19 protein-coding genes and 1 tRNA gene are annotated in these 22,835 nt (G+C 42.2%); 17 read left to right on the forward strand and 3 right to left on the reverse strand.

The window, feature by feature from the left end:
- Positions 1-28: 28 nt before the first annotated feature.
- The 5 genes from IDJ77_RS11865 to IDJ77_RS11885 all read left to right on the forward strand — a co-directional run bounded on the left by IDJ77_RS11865 (position 29) and on the right by IDJ77_RS11885 (position 6,726).
- Positions 29-1,432, forward strand: coding sequence for a DUF4832 domain-containing protein (locus IDJ77_RS11865; protein ID WP_191189167.1), 1,404 nt, complete (start codon positions 29-31; stop codon positions 1,430-1,432).
- A 20-nt stretch (positions 1,433-1,452) separates the two neighbouring features.
- Positions 1,453-2,310, forward strand: a complete 858-nt coding sequence (locus tag IDJ77_RS11870) for a PKD domain-containing protein (protein WP_191189168.1) — start codon at positions 1,453-1,455, stop codon at positions 2,308-2,310.
- A gap of 126 nt (positions 2,311-2,436) precedes the next feature.
- Positions 2,437-3,723 carry a sugar MFS transporter gene (locus tag IDJ77_RS11875; protein ID WP_191189169.1) on the forward strand — a complete coding sequence of 429 codons (1,287 nt, stop codon included), beginning with the start codon at positions 2,437-2,439 and terminating at the stop codon, positions 3,721-3,723.
- A gap of 249 nt (positions 3,724-3,972) precedes the next feature.
- The gene (locus IDJ77_RS11880; RefSeq protein WP_191189170.1) at positions 3,973-6,168 is read left to right on the forward strand and encodes an outer membrane protein assembly factor BamB family protein; all 2,196 of its coding nucleotides are present in this window, start codon (positions 3,973-3,975) and stop codon (positions 6,166-6,168) included.
- 15 nt (positions 6,169-6,183) lie between these two features.
- A complete protein-coding gene (locus tag IDJ77_RS11885; RefSeq protein ID WP_191189171.1) occupies positions 6,184-6,726 on the forward strand; it encodes an RDD family protein in 543 nt (180 codons plus the stop codon).
- Positions 6,727-6,754: 28 nt separating this feature from the next.
- Here IDJ77_RS11885 and IDJ77_RS11890 read toward each other — a convergent pair whose 3' ends face one another.
- Positions 6,755-10,969 carry a hybrid sensor histidine kinase/response regulator gene (locus tag IDJ77_RS11890; RefSeq protein ID WP_191189172.1) on the reverse strand — a complete coding sequence of 1,405 codons (4,215 nt, stop codon included), beginning with the start codon at positions 10,967-10,969 and terminating at the stop codon, positions 6,755-6,757.
- Between the two features lie 561 nt (positions 10,970-11,530).
- On the opposite strand from IDJ77_RS11890, the gene IDJ77_RS11895 reads away from it, so the two are divergent.
- The 5 genes from IDJ77_RS11895 to IDJ77_RS11915 all read left to right on the forward strand — a co-directional run bounded on the left by IDJ77_RS11895 (position 11,531) and on the right by IDJ77_RS11915 (position 14,535).
- Positions 11,531-11,604: transfer RNA gene (locus IDJ77_RS11895), tRNA-Pro, on the forward strand.
- Positions 11,605-11,891: 287 nt separating this feature from the next.
- The gene (locus tag IDJ77_RS11900; RefSeq protein WP_191189173.1) at positions 11,892-13,121 is read left to right on the forward strand and encodes a site-specific integrase; all 1,230 of its coding nucleotides are present in this window, start codon (positions 11,892-11,894) and stop codon (positions 13,119-13,121) included.
- Between the two features lie 72 nt (positions 13,122-13,193).
- Complete coding sequence (locus IDJ77_RS11905; protein WP_191189174.1) at positions 13,194-13,544, forward strand: type II toxin-antitoxin system RelE/ParE family toxin; 351 nt, start codon at positions 13,194-13,196, stop codon at positions 13,542-13,544.
- On the forward strand, positions 13,528-13,830 hold the full coding sequence (locus IDJ77_RS11910) for a helix-turn-helix domain-containing protein (protein ID WP_191189175.1): 303 nt from the start codon (positions 13,528-13,530) through the stop codon (positions 13,828-13,830). The genes IDJ77_RS11905 and IDJ77_RS11910 overlap by 17 nt, the downstream gene beginning before the upstream one ends.
- A gap of 465 nt (positions 13,831-14,295) precedes the next feature.
- On the forward strand, positions 14,296-14,535 hold the full coding sequence (locus IDJ77_RS11915; protein WP_191189176.1) for a hypothetical protein: 240 nt from the start codon (positions 14,296-14,298) through the stop codon (positions 14,533-14,535).
- A 175-nt stretch (positions 14,536-14,710) separates the two neighbouring features.
- Here IDJ77_RS11915 and IDJ77_RS11920 read toward each other — a convergent pair whose 3' ends face one another.
- Both IDJ77_RS11920 and IDJ77_RS11925 read right to left on the reverse strand, forming a co-directional pair.
- A complete protein-coding gene (locus IDJ77_RS11920; RefSeq protein ID WP_191189177.1) occupies positions 14,711-17,092 on the reverse strand; it encodes a TonB-dependent receptor in 2,382 nt (793 codons plus the stop codon).
- A 343-nt stretch (positions 17,093-17,435) separates the two neighbouring features.
- Positions 17,436-17,831, reverse strand: a complete 396-nt coding sequence (locus IDJ77_RS11925) for a response regulator (protein WP_191189178.1) — start codon at positions 17,829-17,831, stop codon at positions 17,436-17,438.
- 550 nt (positions 17,832-18,381) lie between these two features.
- Between IDJ77_RS11925 and IDJ77_RS11930 the strand changes: the two genes are divergently transcribed.
- From IDJ77_RS11930 to IDJ77_RS11960, 7 genes are all read left to right on the forward strand, one after another.
- Positions 18,382-19,146 (forward strand): hypothetical protein, encoded by a 765-nt coding sequence (locus tag IDJ77_RS11930; RefSeq protein ID WP_191189179.1) that lies wholly within the window; start codon positions 18,382-18,384, stop codon positions 19,144-19,146.
- 160 nt (positions 19,147-19,306) lie between these two features.
- Entirely contained in the window at positions 19,307-19,579 is a 273-nt protein-coding gene (locus IDJ77_RS11935) for a helix-turn-helix transcriptional regulator (RefSeq protein WP_191189180.1), read from the forward strand.
- 10 nt (positions 19,580-19,589) lie between these two features.
- Positions 19,590-19,850, forward strand: a complete 261-nt coding sequence (locus tag IDJ77_RS11940; protein ID WP_191189181.1) for a helix-turn-helix domain-containing protein — start codon at positions 19,590-19,592, stop codon at positions 19,848-19,850.
- Between the two features lie 293 nt (positions 19,851-20,143).
- On the forward strand, positions 20,144-20,536 hold the full coding sequence (locus IDJ77_RS11945; RefSeq protein WP_191189182.1) for a plasmid mobilization protein: 393 nt from the start codon (positions 20,144-20,146) through the stop codon (positions 20,534-20,536).
- The gene (locus IDJ77_RS11950; protein ID WP_191189183.1) at positions 20,517-21,467 is read left to right on the forward strand and encodes a relaxase/mobilization nuclease domain-containing protein; all 951 of its coding nucleotides are present in this window, start codon (positions 20,517-20,519) and stop codon (positions 21,465-21,467) included. The genes IDJ77_RS11945 and IDJ77_RS11950 overlap by 20 nt, the downstream gene beginning before the upstream one ends.
- A gap of 40 nt (positions 21,468-21,507) precedes the next feature.
- Positions 21,508-22,167, forward strand: a complete 660-nt coding sequence (locus IDJ77_RS11955; protein ID WP_191189184.1) for a hypothetical protein — start codon at positions 21,508-21,510, stop codon at positions 22,165-22,167.
- 290 nt (positions 22,168-22,457) lie between these two features.
- On the forward strand, positions 22,458-22,733 hold the full coding sequence (locus IDJ77_RS11960) for a hypothetical protein (RefSeq protein WP_191189185.1): 276 nt from the start codon (positions 22,458-22,460) through the stop codon (positions 22,731-22,733).
- Positions 22,734-22,835 lie beyond the last annotated feature (102 nt).

Raw genomic sequence — 22,835 nt, forward strand, 5'->3', positions numbered from 1 at the left:
ACAGCTATTTTTAAAATTAAAGATGATAATGATGAAGATGAATAAGAAGGCAATAATAGCTACAGGTACCACCTTAATGCTGATTGTGTGCTGCGGAATTTTAGTGGCCTGCAAAAAGGGAGGCACCAAACCCGATCCGACCCCTCCGGTTGAGGCAGGTGTAAAGTTTGAATCATCTGCAGAGATATTTCCAAACCCCGAACGGGGGTTCACCAAAACGATATCTGTGCGTACTGCTTTAGATGCAACTGCTTTAAACACCTACCGGGTAAACCAAAACACTACATTAATAGTGCGTGTTTTTTACCTGGACAGCTATAAAGATAAAGCGCTCGACCAGGCCAAACTTGATTTTATCCAGGCCGACCTGGACAAGATCCGTAATGCGGGGCTGAAAGGGGTGATTCGTTTTGCCTATACCGATGAGATGACAGGTACCGATGCACCGCTTGCCATAGTGTTGCAACATATCGACCAGCTAAAGCCGTTATTTGTGGCTAACAAGGATGTAATAGCTTTTGTACAGGCCGGTTTTGTAGGTGCCTGGGGCGAATGGCACGACTCATCTAACGGCCTGGCTACAGCAGCAAATGAAAAAACAGTACTGCTTAAGCTTTTGAGCGCCGTTCCTGCCGATATTATGGTGCAGGTAAGAACGCCGTTACAAAAACAGGGCGTGTTTGGCACCAATGCAGCTATCACCCAGGCGCAGGGTTTTTCCGGTACTGATATTGCCCGCGTGGGCCATCATAACGATTGTTTTTTATCGAGCGACGATGATTATGGCACTTACTCCAGCAACATTGCTACAGAGAAGCAATACGTTACCAACGAAGCCCTTTACGTGCCGGTTGGCGGCGAAACCTGCCCGCCGCTGGGTGGTTACTCTACCGATTGCGCCCAGGGCCGTACCCAAATGAAGTTGTTAAGGTGGACCTATCTTAACCTCGACTATTATCAGCCAACATTAAGCGGCTGGAGAACCTCGGGATGCTTTGATGAATTTGTAAGGAACCTGGGTTATCGGATAGCCTTGGTTAACGCTGTATTGCCTGCAACCGCTACTGTAAATGGAAGCCTGAAAGTAGATATCAACATCACCAACACAGGCTATGCGCCGCTTTACAACAAGAAGAACAGCAGTATCATCTTAAAAAACAAAACTACAGGTACTTATTACGAAGCGCCGCTTACCTATGATATCCGCAGCTGTAAACCTGCTACAACCGTTGCACCAAATGCTAACATCGGCGAATCGGTAAGTTTAAATGGTATCCCTGCGGGCGACTATGCACTTTACATCCGCATTGCCGACCAGGCACCTACGCTGAAAAACAGGGTAGAGTATGCTGTAAGGTTGGCTAATACCGGTACCTGGGTTACGGATAATGGTGGGATGAATGATCTTAAATCGAGTTTAAAAATTCAATAATCTGTTTAAAAATTAAAACGATGAAAAAAAATATTACCTACTTGTGCGGCCTCATCATAGCCGTACTGGCCATAAATTCCTGCAAAAAGGGCGAGAACGCAGGCAGTGGCACCAAAGCGGTATTTAGTTACGTGGCCGATGGTTACAACGTTAACTTTACCAACTTCTCTACCAATGCTACCGAGTATAGCTGGGATTTTGGCGATGGCAGCGGCGAAACATCTACCAAAAAAGCGCCGCAGCATATTTTTAAGAAGAAAGGCGATTTCCTGGTGTCATTAACCGCAAAAAGTGGTTCGGCTACAAGTACATTTATTGATACCGTGAGCATCATTGGCCCCAACATAAAAATTGACGGCGACTTTACCGACTGGCAATATGTTGATTATTCTTACACCAATACGCTGCCATCCGGCGGCTCGCTTACTGCGGTAAAAACATTTGCGTCTTCAACCGAAATATTTTTCTACCTGGAAGGAACTGCCGACATGAAAATGGAAATTATTGATATGTACCTTGATGCCGATAACAATAACGCCACTGGCTACACAGTAGGGGCATACCCGGTTAGCTCGGGTGCCGATTTCCTGATAGAGGGCAGTTTAGTTGGCGGCTGGGGGAGCTTGTATGCTCATACAGGCGCTCAAAATGCGTTCTCGTTTAACCCTCTTTTTGATATTGCGGATGTAATGCACTACTCTGTTATAAAAACAGCAGGCGGTAAAAACATCATCGAATTCTCTATCCGGAAGGATAAGCTGGGCACAACCAAAGGCTTTGTAAATTACTGCTTAATGGAAAGTACATCAGGCTGGGCTCAGGTAGGAGCCATGCCGGAGAGCTCGCCTACAGCGGCTTTCGGCAAGATCGCTTTGTAAACAAATCTAAGATTCCCGCACTTCAATATTTCCTGAGGTGCGGGTTATTACATCGTTTCATTTCCTGCTATTAATTCAAGCTTGCTTTTTCCGGCAAGGCGGGATCTTATTATCAAAACATTGCATATGTCAACCGTATCATCAATTGAGCTGAAAGCGAAAAAAACCGCCTTAAACCCAATTATCATCATTGGGGCCCTTTTTTTTGTTTTTGGGTTTGTTACGTGGTTAAACGGTACGCTTATCCCGTTCCTGCAGTTGGCTTGCCAGTTAAGCACGTCCGAAGCCTTGCTGGTAACGTTCGCATTTTATATGGCTTATTTCTTTTTGTCCATACCCTCATCATACATCCTTAAAAAAACAGGCTTTAAAAATGGCATGTCACTTGGCCTTTTTGTGATGGGTATTGGGGCGCTGATATTTGTGCCCGCCGCTAACGCGCGTGCCTTCCCGTTGTTTTTGATCGGGTTGTTTGTGCAGGGGATGGGCTTGTCTTTATTGCAAACGGCATCAAACCCCTATATAGCCATTGTTGGCCCTATAGAAAGCGCAGCCCAGCGTATCAGCATTATGGGGATCTGTAACAAGATTGCCGGGGTGCTTAGTCCGCTTATATTAAGCGCACTGGTGCTTAAGGGCGCGCAGGGCATCGAAACCCAGTTGAAAAGCACCACAGATGCCCTTCAAAAAGAAACACTGCTAAACGAGCTTGCAGCACGCGTAATTGCTCCTTATGTTGTTATTGCAATTGTGCTGGTTGTACTGGCCTTGCTGATCAGGTACTCATCCCTGCCCGAAATTAATACCGAAGAAGATGCTGTGGCAGCCGATGGCAGCATAGTAGCTTCAAAATCAAGCGTGTTTCAATACCGAAATCTTAGCCTGGGTATAATCTGCCTGTTTGTGTACGTAGGGGTAGAAGTAATGGCGGGCGATGTAATTGGCAGCTACGGCAAATCAATGGGCATGAGCCTCGACCAGACAAAAATATTCACCTCGTACACCCTGGCGTCGATGGTAATAGGTTATATCATCGGCATAGCAACCATCCCTAAATACATTAAGCAGGAAAAGGCTTTGTTGCTTTCAGCCTTAACCGGCATCCTGTTTTCGGTTGCAGCATACCTTACCAGCGGTTATTTAAGCATTATGTTTATTGCCTTATTGGGCCTGGCCAACTCGTTAATGTGGCCAACCATATTCCCGCTGGCCATTAAAGGTTTAGGCAAATACACCAAAATTGGTTCGGCCTTGCTGGTAATGGGTATTGCGGGTGGTGCCATACTGCCCCAGGTGTATGCCTTGTTGGCAAAGAGCATCGGAGCGCAATCCGCCTTTTTATACAGCATGGTACCCTGCTATGTTTATATATTTTACTATGCCGTTTCCGGCCATAAAACAGTTTCAGCGTAGTTCAGATATACCTGCATCAAAGATTTAAAGAGTTTTTAATTTGGTTAGTTGATTTTTGGTTGAAAAGTAGAAAGGAGATGGCCCGGCATAGGGCTGTCTCCAAACTGCTGAGCGGACCTCGACTCACCATGCCCTGATCTAAAATCCTTGTAAAATGTGTATTACATTCGGCGGAGCCCACGTTCAGCCTGCGTTTATTTCTCCGTTTTCCTTATTTATTTCATAGCTTGCCTAACCAATTATCACAGCATGAGATCAGCTTATTTATTTCTATCCTTTATTTTTTTATCTGTCGCCTTTCAATCGTGTAAGCATCCGGCCGCCGGGTCTGCAGACGATTACAAGGGCTGGAGCGCTTACGCGGGCAGTAAAGACGGGGCAAGATATTCTGCAAGCGAGGTTATAACGCTTCAAAATGTGGCAAACCTTAAACAGGCCTGGGTTTATACTTCTAATGACCGGGATACCGGGAATCGTACCCAAAACCAGTGTAATCCCATCATGGTTGATGGAATACTTTATGGCTCTACGCCAAAGCTTAAACTGTTCTCGTTAAATGCCATAACCGGGCAGCAAAACTGGCTGTTCGATCCTGCGTCGGTTGATACCGCTACCAAATTCAACCCTATGTTTTATTACAAGGTAAACCGCGGCGTGGTTTACTGGCAGGATGCCGATGGCAATAACAAACGGCTTTTTTATAACGTAGGCAACAAAGTGTATTGCATTGACGCGGAAAAGGGTGCCCCTGTTGCCAATTTTGGGAATGGCGGCTATTTAGATATGACCGAAAACGTTGGCCGCGAGATCCATTCTTTTGTAGCGTCAACCACCCCCGGTATCATTTATAAAGATGTGTTGATAATGGGTGTCCGCGTTGCCGAAAGTGAGGACGCCGCGCCGGCGCCAATAAGGGCTTATGACGTGCTTACCGGCAAACTACGCTGGAGTTTCAATACCATACCGCACCCCGGCGAGAGAGGATATGAGACTTGGGAGAATAAAAACGCCTGGAAAAGCCTTGGTGGCGCAAACAACTGGTCGGGTATGTCGCTGGATGAAAAACGGGGCATAGTTTATATCCCAACAGGCTCCATAGGGGGAGATTTTTACGGAGGTAACCGCAAAGGGCAAAACCTGTATGCGAATTCGCTGATAGCGCTGGACGCGGCAACTGGCAGGTATATTTGGCATTACCAGTTTGTACACCACGATCTTTGGGACCGCGACCTGCCAGCCAACCCCAATTTAGTAACCATAAAACACGATGGTAAGAATATTGATGCCGTAGCGCAGATAACCAAAAATGGCTATATTTTCATGTTCGACCGTACAAACGGCGAGCCCATTTTCCCGATAAAGGAAACGCCGGTGCCTACCAATGGCCTGCCTGGCGAAAAACCATGGCCCACACAGCCCTTACCAAGCCTGCCCGAACCCTTTGCCCGCCAAAAATTCGGCCCGGAGGATGTAACCGACATTTCGCCGGAGACGCATAAAGATATGATGGAGAAATACCTTAAAGTGAAGAATAGGGTGATGTTTAGTCCGCCAAGTAAAGATGGTGGCTGGATATTCCCGGGTTTTGATGGCGGCGGAGAATGGGGTGGTGCAGCAGTAGACCAGCAAACCAAAATAATGTACATCAACAGCACCGAGCTTCCGTGGGCACAAGTGATGATAGATGTGCCGAAATCAGATAACAACGATCATACACTTGCGGGAGCAGGACATGCACTTTACAACCAGCGCTGCATTGCCTGCCATGGAGCCGATTTAAAAGGCAACGGCAGTACCATCCCCTCGCTGCTTAATCTGGAGAAGAAGTATAATGAGCTCCAGGCCAAAAATATTATTGATAACGGGCGTAACATGATGCCCTCCTTTAAAGCCATCCCAGAAGGGGAGAAGAAGGCTATATTGGCCTTTCTGCTAAAACTGCCGGAGAAAGAAGCTACCGGCCCAACAGGCAGGGGCGGGGCGCAACCTTTAGTAGCCGATACCAAAAGCACGTTGCCTCCTGTGCCGTATACTATGGCGGGCTACAATAGGTTTGTTGACAAGGATGGGTACCCCGGCATTAAACCACCATGGGGTACACTTAACGCTGTAGACCTTACCAGTGGTAAATTGCTATGGAAAGTGCCATTAGGCGAATATGCCGAGCTAACTAAACGCGGCATCCCGGTTACCGGTACCGAAACCTATGGTGGCCCGCTGGTTACCAAAGGGGGGCTGGTATTTATCGCCGCCACTAAGGACGAGAAGATCCGCGCCTTTGATAAGAAAACCGGCAAAGTAGTTTGGGAAGCAAAACTGCCGGCTGCCGGATACGCTACACCCGCTGCTTACGAGATAGATGGCAAACAGTTTATTGTGATAGCTTGCGGTGGCGGTAAAATAGGGAGCAGATCGGGCGATAGTTATGTGGCGTTTTCCTTGTAGTTTTAGTTTAAAGTAATGGTAAAAAAGATATCCGAAATACGGATAGAGAAAACGGTACGCCGCCCTGCTATGGATGAGTACGGCAACCGCTATTACGAGGAGTTGACTTTTCAAATGAAGTACAACCCAAGGATAGAAAGCCATTTTCCGAGGGCCTGGGCAAAATGCATCGACCTACTGATCTTCTTTCTCCCCACGCTTCAGTTTATTCATAATTTTTGGCTCAGCATGGCCATCGCTATTGCTTTGGTAGATATATATGGCACTATATCCGAACACAAAAGAGGTGATACTTTAGGTAAACGCCTGCTCGGACTAAAAGTAATTGACGATACCGGCAATTACCCGGGCTTTTGGTTGTCGCTAAAGAGAAATGCGCTGGCTATTTTCGATCTCACACCTTTGCATGGCACCCGCATAAGGTTTCCTGTTGCGGGCGAAAGCACTTTCCGTTACAATATGAACCTCAATAACAGATTATGCCAAACCTATATAGTCGAGGCCTTCCGATTAAGCGAGATCCAGGCTTTACAGCGCAAGGAAGATATACCACTATAAAATTAACGCCCTGAGCATTGCTTACAGGCTACGCCTTAATATGATGGATCTTATTGTAGAGATCTTTTAAAGATTGTATAAGCAACTCGAGGTTAATGGGTTTGGATAGGTACCCATTCATACCTGCCTTGTAGCAATTATTCTCGTCTTCCGTGAGAGCATTAGCTGTCATAGCCAGTATCATGGTTTTAAGGCCGTATGTTTTTCGGATAAGGCGCGTAGCTTCCAGCCCGTCTATGTTCGGCATCTGAATGTCCATTAATACAATGTCGTAGTATTTTTTGCTCATCATATCCATTACCTCCTGCCCGTCGTTGGCGAGGTCGGGCTGGTACCCCAATTTATTTAATATCCTGATGATCAGTTTCTGGTTCATTAAATTGTCTTCGGCTATTAACATCCTGAAAGGGTAATCCACGGCGAATTGTTCTGATAGCAACGACTTTTTGCTTTCCACTTTCTCTGTAGTGTCTTTCCTCAATTCGGCTTCTACCACATCATATAAAGCTTGTTGTTTTACGGGTTTGGTAAGCACGTTATTAAAAAGATGCGGATGCATTTTTTTATTTTCATTACCGATAGAACTCAGCAGTATAATAGGTTGCAGGTTAGGTATGGCCCTTATTTGGGTGCTCAGGGTAATGCCGTCCATATCGGGCATTTGCATATCGGTGATAATAAGATCAATAGCATTATCGGCCTTAAGTATTTGCAATGCATCGTAGGCCGATGAAACAGCTATCACAATCATCTTTATCTTCTCCAGCTGCACCTTTAAAATGCGCAGGTTGGTGCCGTTATCGTCAATAATTAGCACCCGTTTGCCAATGCAAATTTGATTGCCATCGTTTCCTGGTGCAACAGGCAGCGCTGCTCCTTCTTTACAAATAATATCAAACGAAAATGTGCTGCCTGCTCCCTGTTTACTTGTTGCTTTAATATGGCCACCCATGAGCTTTACCAGTCGTTCGCTGATAACCAGGCCCAGTCCGCTACCCCCGTATTTACGCGTTACAGACGAATCTATCTGGTTAAAGGCCCTAAACAAGTGCTCAAAATCTTTATCGGCGATGCCTATTCCGGTGTCGCGTACGGCAAAGGATAAACGTATGCGTTCTTCATCTATTTTTGTACCCGTAACGCCCACGTATACTTCTCCTTTGTGGGTGAATTTAGTGGCATTACCTACAAGGTTTATCAGTATCTGGCGCAAACGCGAGCCATCGCAATGAATTTGGCTTGGGATATTATCTGCTATGTGATAAACCAGCTCGATGCCCGCCTGCGACATCTTTTTGGCAAAAAGCTCAAACACATCTTCAATACACTTTCTCAACTCAAAATCGCGCTCATCAAGCCCCATATTGCCCGATTCTATCTTAGAAAAATCCAGGATATCATTGATAACGGTAAGCAGCGACTCGCCACTGTTCAATATCGCATCGTTATATTCGCGTTGTTCGGCGTTTAATTCGGTTTCCGAAAGGAGGGAGGCCATCCCCAAAACACCGTTCATTGGCGTGCGGATCTCATGACTCATGGTGGCCAGGAAGGTGCTTTTGGCCATATTTGCTTTATCGGCCTCCTTTCGCGCTTTTTCTTCCTGCTCTTTTTGTTTTAGCAATTCTTCTGATTTTGCCTGTAATTCGCTTGCCTGCACCTGTAGCTCGAGGTTGAGGGTTTTAAGATCAAGGGCCTGCCGGCTTATTTGGTCTGTACGGTCTTCCACCTGCTTTTGCAGGCTCAATTTTTGCTTCCTGAAAAAGTTAAACCGCAGAATATATAAAATGTAAGCGATGGCAGTAAACAGTATTACGGAGAGCGTTCTGAACCACCAGGTCATCCAAAATGGAGGCAGGATAATTACCTTAAGCCAGGTTGGCGTATTGTTCCATACGCCGTCGTTATTGGCCGCTTTAACTAAAAAGGTATAGGTGCCGGGGTCGAGGTTGGTATAGGTTGCGCTGCGTTGGTTGCCCACATATCGCCACTCAGGATCGAAGCCCTCCAGTTTATACGCATAAGTGTTTTTTTGAGGGACTGTATAATCTAATGCCGAAAATGCGATGGTAAATACCGATTGATCATGCTGTAAAGTAACCTCCTTTGCCGTGAGTATGCTTTGTTTCAGCGGAGAGTTTTTTGAATACGTTTGTACGGGTTTGTTAAATAATTCAAAGCCGCTGAGCACTACTTTGGGTTTATTTAAATTGAAGGTTATTTTATCGGGACTTATGATATTGAATCCATTTATACTACCCATAGCAATTTGGCCATTTGGAAGTTTCGCCCCGCTGCCTAAATTAAACTCCTGGCTTTTTAAGCCATTGTGCATATCAAAGTTTTTATTCGGAGTTTTTGAAACAGGATCAAAACGCATGATGCCTTTTAACGAGCTGAGCCATAAATATCCCTGTTCATCACCTGTGATGTAATTAATTGTATTATTAATCAACCCATTCTCTTCGGTATAACTTGTTGTTTTTTTTGTTTTGTAATCATAGCAGTTAAGTCCCCCTTCCATAGTGCCTATCCACATATGGCCTTTGCCATCCTCATAAAAGCAACTGATCACATCACTGGCAAGGCCGCTGTTTTTACTGTTGATATGGGTGAATTTGTGCGATTGCGCATTATAAACCGAAATACCATTGGAGTATCCTCCCATCCAGATATCGCCATTTTTGGCACAATACAGGGCTTCGATGGCGTTATCGGCTATCGAATTAGGGTTCTTATCATCGTGGATGAATTTTTTAAAGGTCTCGGTTTTGGGGTCAAAAACGTTTACCCCGCCGTCATTGGTGCCTATCCATATCTGGCCTAAATTGTCTTCAGCCAGGGCGTAAACAGAGGCGTTATTTAAATTGCCGGCACCCGGGCCGATAGTGTAATTTTTAAATCGCCCGGTTTTAATATCATAGCGGTCTACTCCCGTGCTGTAAAACCCTACCCAAACGGCGGTATTGGCTCTATTTACGAGTATACACGACGTGTAATTTGTTGTGATAGTGTTTTTTTTACCTGTGCTGTGACTGTAAGGGGTATATTTTGCAGCCGAGCGGTCATAGTAGGCCATACCAGCATCGGTAGCCAGGTATAGATTGTTGGTGTTATCTGCCGATATTCCCCTTATGATATTAGCGATGGACGGATTGGCATTAGTCGACGATTTGTAGGCAGGGAACAGGTTTAGGTTGTGGTCGTGTTTTAAAACGCCCTCGCTGGATGTGCCTATCCACAAAGCTTTTTGTTTGTCAATGCATAAGGCGTAAATGCCATCATCTGGCATATTATCGTGCTCTGCGGGTTGGTTGTTTATATCTAAAAAAACTTTTTTATTGATATCAAACAGCTGCAATGTAGTGTTAGTACCAACCCATAGCTTGCCCGCACCATTTGGCATTAAGGTGTAAATTGGGTTGTCGCCATTTAAGGTGTATTTATCGCGCTCGTTGGCGTACGCCGTAAAAGTTGAATCAGCATTCCATAAGTTTAACCCGTTGTACGTGGCAAACCACAAATTATGGCACTCGTCTTCGGCTATCGCCGTAATTATATTGTCGCTAATGCCTTTTTTATCAGCTTTGTTGTGTATAAAGCGGGTAAAGCTACCGGTATTTTTATTCAACAGGTTCAGCCCCTTATCGGTGCCTACCCAAAGCCTGCCTTTGCTGTCTTCAAAAATAGTATAGATGGCCGAGCTGCTTAAACTGTTAGGCAGCTTGTTGTGGTAGTATCGTTTAAAGCTGTTTGTTTTTTTATCATATAAGTTCAGCCCATTATCGGTACCTACCCATAAATTATTTTTATGGTCGGTATAAACGTAGCTGACATTGTTATTACTTATCGATGCGTTGTTTTTTTCGTCGTGTTTGTAGTTAATAAACCAGTCGTACGTGCGGTTATACTTGCTTAGCCCGCCAATACGGGTTGCCGCCCATATATTCCCTTCGGCATCTTCGCAAATGGAGAGCACATTATTTGCCGGTAAACTTTTGCTGTTGTTACGTGTGTGCTTGTAAGTGGTATAGTTATAGCCGTCGTATTTATTTAGCCCATCCTGTGTGCCAAACCACATAAAACCATACTTATCCTGGTAAATACATTGTATAGAATTTTGCGAAATGGCATTGGCGCTGTAAATATTGGTGATTTTTTGTGCAATACCCTGTGCAGAAACGTATGCTTTCTGAGTAAGAAGAATAATCAGTATTAAAAAAGAAAGGCGTTTAATGTGCATTCAGATAGCCGGGGTCAGTACGTTTTATACGCAAACCTTTGTTTAAAGGTTTAAATATGGGTATTTTAAAAGAGATTAAACAAAGCTTTTTATATAAGCTAAAGCAATAACCAACCGCTTTGCAGGGGCAATAAACCAAATCATGCCCGGTATACGGAGGCCGGCTTTTATTAAATGGTTCAAAATTAACAGCGTTTGATGTTGCTACAGCTAAGGCTGGCAACCACACTATGCCGCTGTTTTTAAATAAAAAGCCCGGGCCATCGCTGGACACCGAGCTTTCACTAACACCCCCCGGTATAAGATCTTCTTTGCTTTTTTGAGTATTGCTGTATTAATCTGTTAGCATAAAATAACGACAAATTATGATACCCATCAATAGTACATATGTAGTATTTTAAGCGGAATTAAAGCCTAACCTCACGAAACCGTACTGGCCCCAAAAAATATTATTGCCTCTAAACTTTTGCTAATGAATTTGTTAAGTCGCCAGCTATAAAATGTTTCAAAAAAAGTTTTGTAACTTAATTTAAAATCCTACTTTTGCACACCCAACAAAGACGGGATGTAGCGTAGCCCGGTATCGCGCCACATTTGGGATGTGGAGGCCGCAGGTTCGAATCCTGCCATCCCGACTGATACCAAGTCAAAATGGAGTAAAAACCCGCAAATCACACTGATTTGCGGGTTTTTTGTTTTTTATCATACCAAGAAACCCCAATCAATATCAAAGAAGATGTGAGCAATTGCGTGAGTGATTTTAGTTATTTAAATTCGCTCACACAATTCGATATAAGTAATTGATTATCAAATATTTATATCGTCTATTTTGATGCTTTTTGGTGCGTTTTAATCGCTGTTTATGTGAGCGAAATTCATCATCTGCATCAATGATTATCAAATTAACATAAAATAGATTGATATGAGAAGCAGCAACACATTTGGTATTCAGTTTGTAATCAGGCTACCCAAACAACAAAAAAACGATCAGGCCACCGTATTCGCCCGTATTTCCGTAAACGGCAGACGGTGTGAAATTTCCCTAAAAAAGAAAGTCAACCCGCAAAATTGGGATGAGGCAAAAGGAAAAGCACGAGGTACTAAAGAAGAAATCCGTAAGCTTAACGAGCATATAGAACGGGTGCGTACCTTAATTGCCGATGGTTATCATGAATTAGTACAACAGAAAAAAGTTGTTACCGTTGATGCCGTTAAGTCCTTATTCGTCGGTGCAGATGATAATGAGATCACTTTGATTAAGCTTGGCGAATACCACAATACGGAAATGAAAGACAAACTGGCTGATGGTACAATGAAAAACTATTATACCACTCAAAAGTATATCGCGAAGTTTTTAAAGGAAAAATATCACAGAAACGACATTAGCCTTGCAGAGCTGAATTACAAATTTATCCTAGACTTTGAAACATTCCTAAGCAAGCATCAACCGAAAGACCACCAAAAACCACTACATAACAATGGTATTATGAAGCACATCGAACGGCTTTGCAAAATGGTGAATATGGCTGTGACAATGGATTGGCTTGCAAAAGACCCGTTTGCCAAATACAAACAGCATTTTGATAAGGTGGAGCGTTTTTATTTGACCAAAGAGGAATTATCAACCATTGAAAAGAAAAAGTTCAGTATTGAGCGTTTACAAGTGGTTAAAGACCTTTTTCTTTTTAGCTGTTACACTGGCTTGGCTTACATTGATACGATGAACCTGACCGCAGGAAACCTTGTTAAAGGTATAGATGGCAACGACTGGTTAATCACCAGTAGGCAAAAGACCGATACCGATGTGCGTATCCCGTTGTTGCCACAAGCAGAAGAACTGATAAAGAAGTATCAAGACCATCCGAAAGCCGTTAATTACGGTACTTTATTCCCGGTAATCTCCAATCAAAAGATGAACGCTTATCTCAAAGAGATAGCCGACCTATGTAATATTAACAAAGCGATTACCTTTCATATCGCCCGGCATACGTTCGCTACTACGGTAACTTTAAGCAATGGTGTGCCGATTGAATCGGTAAGTAAGATGCTTGGGCATACGACTATTCGTTCCACACAGGTATATGCTAAGGTTGTAGAACAAAAATTGAGCGAGGATATGCAGAACCTGAAAAGGCGAATGGCTAACCAGTAAGTAATCAGGATGAATTAAATTATCAATCAAAAGTTGCCTTAAATGGCAACTTTATTTATATTTGTATAAGTTATGAGCGCAAGCATTAAATTTAGAACCATAACGATCTATAAGCAGTATTTCCCGGAGTTCTTAGCTAAACAACGGCAGAAAGTTAAAGATAAGATCATCTGGACATTTAAACTGATCGAAGAAGTACAGCATGTGCCTGAAAGCTATTTAAAGCATTTGGAAGGTACAGCAGGATTGTTTGAAATAAGGGTGCAATCTGGCAACGATATTTTTAGGATATTTTGCTTTTTTGACGAGGGGAAATTAATTGTACTGGCTAACGGATTTAAAAAAAAGACACAAAAGACACCCAAACAGGAAATAGAAAAGGCATTGAAAATAATAGAGTTATACCATGAAGAAAAACGATAATCTGATTACGCTGGATGACTTTATAGATAAAGAGTACGGCCATAAAGGAATACCTAAGAGGGAGAAATTTGAACAAGGTTTTGAAGAGTTTAAATTAGGTGCATTAATTCACGAAGCCCGTAAGGCCAAAGGATTGACACAAACCGAACTGGCTGATAAATGCGGGACAACCAAAGCTTATATATCCAAAGTAGAAAATGATGTACAGGACGTAAGGGTAGCCACTTTAAGGAAGATTATTGAAGTTGGGTTAGGCGGACAGCTTAAGCTTTCGATTAAACTGTAATGCCCTCATTATTACCAAGACGTGTATAATCAGTGTCAGGGATTCTTTTTAAGAAAACGAATTATACTTTAAAAAAGGCGTAGCAAAGTACTTGGTAGCGGTTGACTATCGCTGTTGCTTTGTACAGAATGCTGTGTTTTTTTTTAAAGGTATAGAATATGTTTGTTATCAAGATGTATTTCGTATACATTTTTTAGATGGAGTGGTTTATCTCGACCCCTCTTTCGCTTAAGCTCGGAATGTATTTATTTTCTTGACAATTTATTTAGTTCGACCGAATCGGTTACTGCGGACAGTATTAAAGAATGGCGCAACTTCGAGATCGACGGTAAACTGCTTTTTAATGATAAATCCGCACTGTCGCTTCTTTTCCGAAAGTGATTTTATGCATTGTTGCGGCATGGCTAATTATCTGAAAAGATACACCCAACATTCGGCTAATTGCGTTATCTTTATATGATCAATATGGAAAGCAAAACGCACACAGTCGATGAACTCCGCACACTATATATCCAGTCCCCGGTGGCTATAACCCAAAAAGTCAATATAGGCGATAAAATTTATACAGATAATGACTGGCTTGAAAACCTTGTTTTGATACTAAAAAAATGCGGCCTTGCTTATAAAGTAGAAACGCATGATCTGGCTGGGAAAAGCGTTCATGAAGTCACCATTGAAGAAATGGCACCGAAAGCCAGAGGTTAGGTGAATTCTTGTCACACAATCATCATGCAGCGGTCGTAGATCATACTTTTAATATGAAGTGTCATTCACTATTTGGCTAATTACTTTTTACGGCGGTTCTTGTTCTCTCCATTTATATTTTAAATGTTACGTTATTAGTTACGCTTATGATGAAACCCTGTATTGTAAATAATCATTAAAATTTGGCTCCAAAACCAACATAAAAACTCCGGCCTATGGCTGGTATAATACCCGGTCCCGGATATTCATTGGTGCGAACAGTAAAATAGCGTGCATCTGCAAGGTTATTTATACCAAATTTAAAGTTATATGTCCCTAAACGAAGCGACGACGACCAATCCAATACCTGATAAGCTGGGATCAGCCCCAAAGCCGGGTCATCACTGCGTACCGTATTTGTGGCATCCCCATAAGATTTTGCGGTATTGCTGATCAAGAAAGTCGTTGAAAATACCTTATAGGTGTAAGTAGCCCCAAAGCGGTTAATGGTTTGCGGAGCGTACTCTACTGATTTGCCTTTGAAATCACCTGAAACATATTTTGCATCAATAAAGGAGAAGGAATTGTAAAAACTAAATTCCCCAATAGTGCTGCCTGGAAATAAGGCTTTGGTAATATTGAACTCAATGTACGTTTCGACACCTTTATGTATGCTGTTCGCTATATTGGTACGGTATAGATATGGTGTACCGCTGCCGTCAAATTGTTCCGTTACCCCGATCCGGTTATTGTAGCGTAAGTAAAAAGCGCTGACATCAAAGTTTAAATAATTCTTAACTGATCCCCTCCAGCCCAAATCTACGTTATAGCCATCGGCATCTTTAAGGTTCGGGGCAATTTTAGTTGCCGATCCGAACGGTGTGAGCTGGTCATACGTTACCGGGCGGTAAGCCTGGGAAATATTTGCATAAATATTGGTTTTGGAGGTCGTAATAAATTGTGTACCCACGCCAAATAAAGCAAAAGAACGATCTTTTGAACTGTGACTGGTTTGCGTTATGTCATTGTCAATATAACCGTTGACTGTAGATCTTAGGTATTCATAGCGAAAGCCGGGCGTAACGGATAAACGCTTGCCGATATGAAAAATATTCTCCACAAATGGCGCGATGTTCGTTGTGGTAAAATCCAGGTTATAGCCATAATGTGGGTCCAATATGGTCAGGTCAAAATCAGAACCTGTTGTTCCTAATCCTCCGCCTTCTCTTTTCATTTTGCCATAAAATAACCGGACACCAGCAGCCAGCGTATTTTTTATTTCGCCATTTCCGTAATCAGCTGTAAGACGTGCTTCAGTGGTATTGGCGTGAAATATTTCCCGTTGCACCTCCCGGTTAACGGGTTGCAGGGTAACCGTGCTAATGCTGTCCGGTGTTCCTGGGCCACCATCTTCATTTTTCCATACCAGGTTTCTTGAACTGAACTGATAGGCCGATTTTACAGAAAGCTTGGCAGTTGGTGAAAATTGGTAATCTATCTTTCCGGTCAGAATATTCCATGGACTATTGAGCCAATTCCTGGCGCGATAAGAGGCCTGGCTGTTTAAATTAAATCGCTCATCATCAAAGCCACCCGGCATATGGATACGATTTCGTAAAATAGAATATTCCAAACCGAATTTAAGATGTGCATTGGCCTGGTAATTTACACCTGCAAAACCTGATAGTTGCTGAACATCTGAATTTGGCCTCCAGCCTAATATGCTTTTATATTGCATAAAACTGTAATAGTTCCATTTTCCAACTTGTCCGCCCGCCGATATAAATGAATTAAAAAGGCTAAAACTTCCGCCTGTTTGTTGAATATTGATTTCCAGCGCCTTATCCGTTGATCCTTTTTTGATAATGTAATTAATGACACCTCCAAATTGGGGGCCAAATTGCAGGGATGCAGCTCCTCTTGTAACTTCTATCCTTTCCACGGCCTCCAAGGGCGGCAGGTAATAGGTTTCCGGGTAACCGAAAATATCGGCGGCAACGTTATAACCGTTCTGACGGATATTTGTTTCTACCGATTGCGTGGGGTTTAAACCTCTGAAACCGATCCCGTTGGATGGAAAGCCGCTGCCTTCGGTTTCAGAATAATTAGCCCCCGGGATACGGCCCAATACCTGCCTTGGATTATTTTGTGCAGTATTAGCATTCAGGCTGTCTAATAAAATCACCTCTGTTTTCTTACCGGAATAAATAACACCATCATGTACATCATTCAAATAGCCCATGCCTTTTACGGCTTTGTACCCTTTGATCACCACCTCATTTAATCGGTTGGATGAAGTATTCATAATAAAACTGATCTGCGCTTTTTTTCCAGTTGTGATATTTACCGCCTTTTCCTGTACTTCAAATCCCTGCATGATTACTTTAACTATATAGCTTCCAGGTGGAACTTGATGGAAGGCATAGAGCCCTTTATCATCCGTTATGGTTTTTTGTAAATGGTAACTTAATTGAACGGTTGCACCTGCAATAGTAATTCCGTGTTCATCGGTTACCTGGCCTTTTATTTCCTGCGTAGTAACCTGGGCAATGCTTTGAGATATTGAAAAAAAAGACATGCAAACACATGAAATTTGAAGAAAAAAACGTTTATAAGAACGTACAGTTAAGACCATTTTATTTAGACTAATTATAAATTGTGCAATAATAACACCTATTTAGAATCAATCCAAATAATTTTTGGATTATTTATATTCAGAATGCTTCCTTAATTCAAGCAATCTGATAAACGATAGATAATTGATCAAGTACTAATCACTCCTGATAATTCACTACTTCGCAAAAGCAATGGTCTTACAATTGATAAGATAATATACATTTACGCCGCCTTTAACACATGGGGGGCGTCTCAACTCATGATCATTTGCCGAATAGAGAAGTAATGGTTGATGTCGAAATTGTTTAATTAGATACAGATTGCAATGTTATCCGGCTTGTTTCCATCGAAAGCAAGCGTTTTACAACTTCAAGCAAATCCTCCAAATCGAATGGCTTGCTGATGACAGCATCGCAACCATAAACCTTTAAATCGAGTCCCGGCTGTGTATATGCGCTGAAAATAACGACGGGAATATGCAAGAATTGCGGATGTGCCTTGATAGTTTGGCAAATTTCACCGCCGTTACCATCGGATAAACGGTAATCTAAAATGATAAGATCTGGTTGAAACTGTTCAGCGAGTGGAAGGAATCCAGCGCTTGTCACGACGCTTTTAACATCGTAGTTATCGTAAGCCAATACTTCTTCGACGATCTGGACAATATCCAGGTTGTCGTCCAGCAACAAGATTTTCTTCATCGGAAGGCTTTCAGTATGGCGATTAGCTCAAAAAGCTGAAAGCGATGAAGTCACGCGGAAGAACGATGCAAAAGCCCATCTTCGCAAGTTGACCGGGATCAGGTCCTCAATCCATACCTTTTAAAGATAGGTTTTTGTTGGCATAACCTATTATTGATGAACTTAATTGATTATTAATGAATCACATAATAAACCATCAACTCCATCTGACATATGAACTCGGTTTTAGAACCAACTCTTTATCTATGACCTAGTAGTAATTAAGTTTTGAATCTGAGAAATTTGTGCGTACACGGTGCTGCTGTATAGGAATGCTATCAGGCAGAGAAATGGTCTAATAAGTTTTCGGACAGAGTAGATCATTGAGGTTGATTAGGTTAGTTAGTGATCATTTAATAACTATTTTCAGCCAAACTACGACGAATAGTTAAGCCATTGACCGATGCATAGCTATTTAACAAAATTTAACTAATCAGTTATAAGCGGTTATATAGCCTTACTTGGCTTCCCCCATGGATTTCCTTAGATTTGTAATCTATCTACAATAACTATGAGACCGCAATACTTCAAACATAGGGCGGTGTTCGATTTTAGTAAGGACACCAATGATGTCGGCTTTCCTTTGCCATGGAATAAGGGTAATGAAGACAATCATTTCCTTTATCGCCTGTACAGAAAGAATAAAGATCATTACGAATCTTTATATCAGCATCATCTTGACTTTTTTTTAACGCTGTACACTGACGCAACCGAGCAGGAGTTCTTTGTCCATGTTAAGCAAATCGTAACCGATGCCATCAGCGAACTTATTAATAAAAACCGCTATACCTCAAAACATGCAAGGGAGCGACAAAACCGCATGCAATTGCAGGAGTTTTTAGAGTATCTGAATACGCTTGATCAATGGTTTATCCAGTCAACCGACCAGGAGACGATTAAACGCCAATTAGAAGAGATAGCCAAACTTATCAATGAAAACAAAAAACTCAAGGAAGAAAATAAAAAATTGCGCGAATTAGAGACCAAAGATTATATCGACATTCGCGAAGGGAGGCACAAAACGCTATATCACCTTATGTTACAGATCAGAGAGCTTAAACTGGAAGACAATAAGGAGCTCACCAATGCCACTACGCTCAATATTTGGTGTAAGATGATTGCCAAGTACTTCAGAGTGGGCGGAAAAGAAATCAGCTTTGAGAGCGTAAAGCCTTATTTTCCACCGGAGAACAGTGCAGACCTTACCAAATATAAAGACATACCTAAGAAAGATCAGCTTTTTACCATCATTCCTGCGAGGAAAAGAAGCTTGTAAAAATATCAGCTTAATCATACCTGCCTTAATCCACGCTTTTTAACAACTATCTGTATTAGAGTTCATTAGTTGTTGCTCTATCTTTTCAATAACCCCTCAAATATGACCTTCTAATTTTTGGAGGTCAGCCATGCGCTGCTTTTCTGCTTTCATTTGCGGCATGGAAATAATCAATTACGAAGCCCTAAGCCGCTGCATCAGGGATGCAGTCAGGGCAGAATTACAGGAACATTTTAAGAAAGGCAGTAGCCCGCCCCAACAGATCAATGAACGGCTATTGTCCAAAAAAGAACTATCGGACGAGTTAGGGGTGTCATTGGTGACTGTCACAGACTGGATGAAAAAGGGATTACCTTTTTTGCGCCTGCACAAAAGGGTGTATTTCAAAATGAGCGAAGTGCTCAAAATCATGCAACAAAAAATTAAAGATTAAGGAGGGAAAGATGAACATCGAATTTATCACCAAGGATGATTTACGTAAGATCGAGAATTTATTAGGCGAGATCAAGGGTCTTATAAAACCCGGTCAGGGACAAAGTAAACAGTGGCTGAAAAGCTACGAGGTAAGGAAGCTATTAAACATTTCGCCCGGTACCTTACAGAATTTAAGAGTTAACGGAACACTCCGTTATACCAAGATCGGCGGGCTGCTTTATTACAAGTTAGAAGACATTGAAAAGCTATTGGAGGGCAACGCCAGGTGAGGAAAAAAAGCAACTCCGATGCGAAGCATCGGAAAAAACAACGGGCGAAGACCAAAGCGAAGCTTTGATAAAAAGAGCCGCACAGTATACCGCTTGCGGTATAGCTGTATAGTTGTCTATACCGGCCGGAGGCCGTTAACAAAAGGCATTTGCCGATAAGAAGCAAGTTTGTGTTTTTGGTACCCAAAAACTCCGTTGCAGCCTACGGCTGAACGGCAAACTTGCTTTTTGCTCCCGATGGTCGCAAAAAGGAAAAATAAAAAAAGTGATGGGATTAAGACAGCGTGAGGCGTATGGAAACGAACGAAAAATTATCGGTTAAAACCGAAAAACCAAAACATAAAGGTGGCAGGCCAAAAGTTAAGGTCAAGCGTGAAACACATGTCAAAGTCCGGTTAACCGCTACAGAGCGTTTTATGATTGCCGCGAGAGCTAAAGATGCAGGTATGCGCATTAGTGATTGGATAAGGGCGGCGGCAAAGACCGCAAAAGTAGTGGCACGTTTAAAGCCGGAGGATCTACAGATCATGCGGATGCTTGCAGGGTTAGCCAACAACCTGAACCAGTTAACGAAGTTGGCTCACCGGGACGGCATTTTAACGATTGCGATTAAATGCGGTAATCTTCTGATTGAAATAGACCAGGCATTAAAATATTTTAACAGCGATGATCGGCAAGATACCTAAACCCGGTAAAAGCTTTGGCGGCTGTATTGAGTATAACGTCTTGAAAAAAGAGGCGGCCATACTTTATGCGGATGGCGTGCGCATCGACAAGACAGCGCACATTATTGACGACTTTAATATGCAGCGCAAAATGAACCCCGGCTTAGGTCAGGCAGTAGGCCATATTTCGTTAAGCTGGAGCCCGGAGGATAAGGAAAGGCTAAATGATGAAAAAATGGTCAGCATTGCCAAAGAGTACCTCCAACGAATGAAAATACAGGACACGCAGTTACTGATCGTTAAGCACAAAGACCGGGCGCACCCGCATATTCATATTGTTTATAACCGGGTTAATAACGAGGGTAAAACAATCCCTGATAGTTTCCAGCACCTGAAAAACATTAAGATCAGTAAAGAGCTAACCTTAAAGTATGGCATGCATATCGGGCAGGATAAGGAAAAGGTTAACCGACCGCAATTAAAAGGTATTGATAAGCTGAAATATGAATTATACGACACCACTAAAGCGGTAAGCCAAAAGGTTACCAGTATGGCAGAACTTAAACAGGAACTGCTAAAGCAGGGCATTGGGATGCGGTTCAAATACAAAAGCGGCACGTTGGAAAAACAGGGCATTAGTTTCAGTAAAGGCGACTATAAGTTTAAAGGGTCAGAGATTGACCGTAGTTTAAGCTATGGCAGGTTGAGCAAACAGATTGAGCAACAAGCACAGCAGAAGCAAGCCGAAGAGCAACGCCCGACCTTAGCGCAGCAGCTAAGGGAAGTCATAAACAGGGGGCCAGTTAAAGAGCAATCCGGTCACCATTCGGTAATTGACTTGTTTGGCCGTATTCCAATCATTACACCTGAACCGGAACCTGATCCGTACCGCAGGAAAAAAAGAAAGGGCCAGGGTAACGATCAAGACCAAAGCCAGGGCATTAGCAGATAATAAATAACAAGATTAATGGACAACAAAAAATTATTAAGACATGGGAACGCACGAAGAAAATAATATGCAGCAAGAGATTATAGATAGTATGGCTAAAAAGGTTACAGACCTTGAAAAAAGACAGTCCAAAATTGAGGAACTTGGTTTAAGCGCCCTGCCATCAAAAGTTAAGGAATTGGAAAGTAAGGTAACAGAAACAGCCAATACGCAAACGCTGGAGAACACCAAGCAGTTAGAGCGTTTTGATAAACAACTTAACGGGTTTGATGAAAAGATAAATGCCATACCTAAAGAAATACCCATTAAATATAATGTTCAGTTTGATACAAAATCAAAGTTTATCATTAGGACAATTTTAGGGTTAGGGCTTGCGGGTGCCATTATGCTTGCCGTCTCTATATGCTTATGGATTGAAAACAGCCGTAGGGCTGATGAAACAAACAAATTCCTTATCCTACGGGGCTTTTATCCCAATGTGGCAAAATATATTGATACTGCTTATATCAGCAACGCCGACTTCCTGATTAAAAAGGCAAAGGCTAATATTGATGAACAGCAAACCATGTCAGAAGCGGCATTTGAAGCGAAACAGGCTGCTGAAGAAAGCAAGATGGCAGATGAAAAGTTAATGGCTCTAAAGCGTAAAAATCAACCTGTGAAAAAGACCACGAAAAAAACAACACGACCAAACCCTAACTGATAGAAACAATTAAAATCCCCCCGGCTAATTCTTTGAAATGTTTTCTAAGAAAAAATAGCACTGACTTAAAAGTATGTATTTGTAATTTGATAAATTAAAGTATATTTAGAAATCTAAGCACATCTACGTGCTTTTGTGATAAGGTTTAGGTTAGAAAAGCTCGGCGCGATGCCCGGCTTTTCTTATTTTGGCACTTTTTCTATATTAGGAAGGCTTTTTTAATGTAACAATTTAGTTGTATTATTCCACAACATAATTATTATATTGCCCGTACAAACCTTATTATAATAATGGTACGAGTTAAAGCCCTAAACCAGTTTCACAAGGCCATTGTGAATGTTAAAAAAGAAGCTCATAAAATGCGGCTGGAATTAGAACGTGCAGAAGCATGGTATGAAGCGAAAGACAAATATTATAAACTCAGTAAAAAAGGCCAGGAATGGCCCCGACATCTTTTTGAAGTCCGTCAATTAGTTGAGGCAATTGAAGATCTGGAATTTGTAGGTCGAAAATTCAATATCAGTAATGGGGAAGTGGTATTGCCGAAAATAAAATCGTATTCATAAACTTAACTGTAAATACGGTGCGTTCAGCAATTTTATTAACTTCATGGTTTCCAATTAATTGTGCAGGATGAAAATAGGTAAGCTTATTGACCGCAACTTTTC

This window comes from Mucilaginibacter pankratovii, assembly GCF_014773265.1.
GTDB lineage: Bacteria > Bacteroidota > Bacteroidia > Sphingobacteriales > Sphingobacteriaceae > Mucilaginibacter > Mucilaginibacter pankratovii.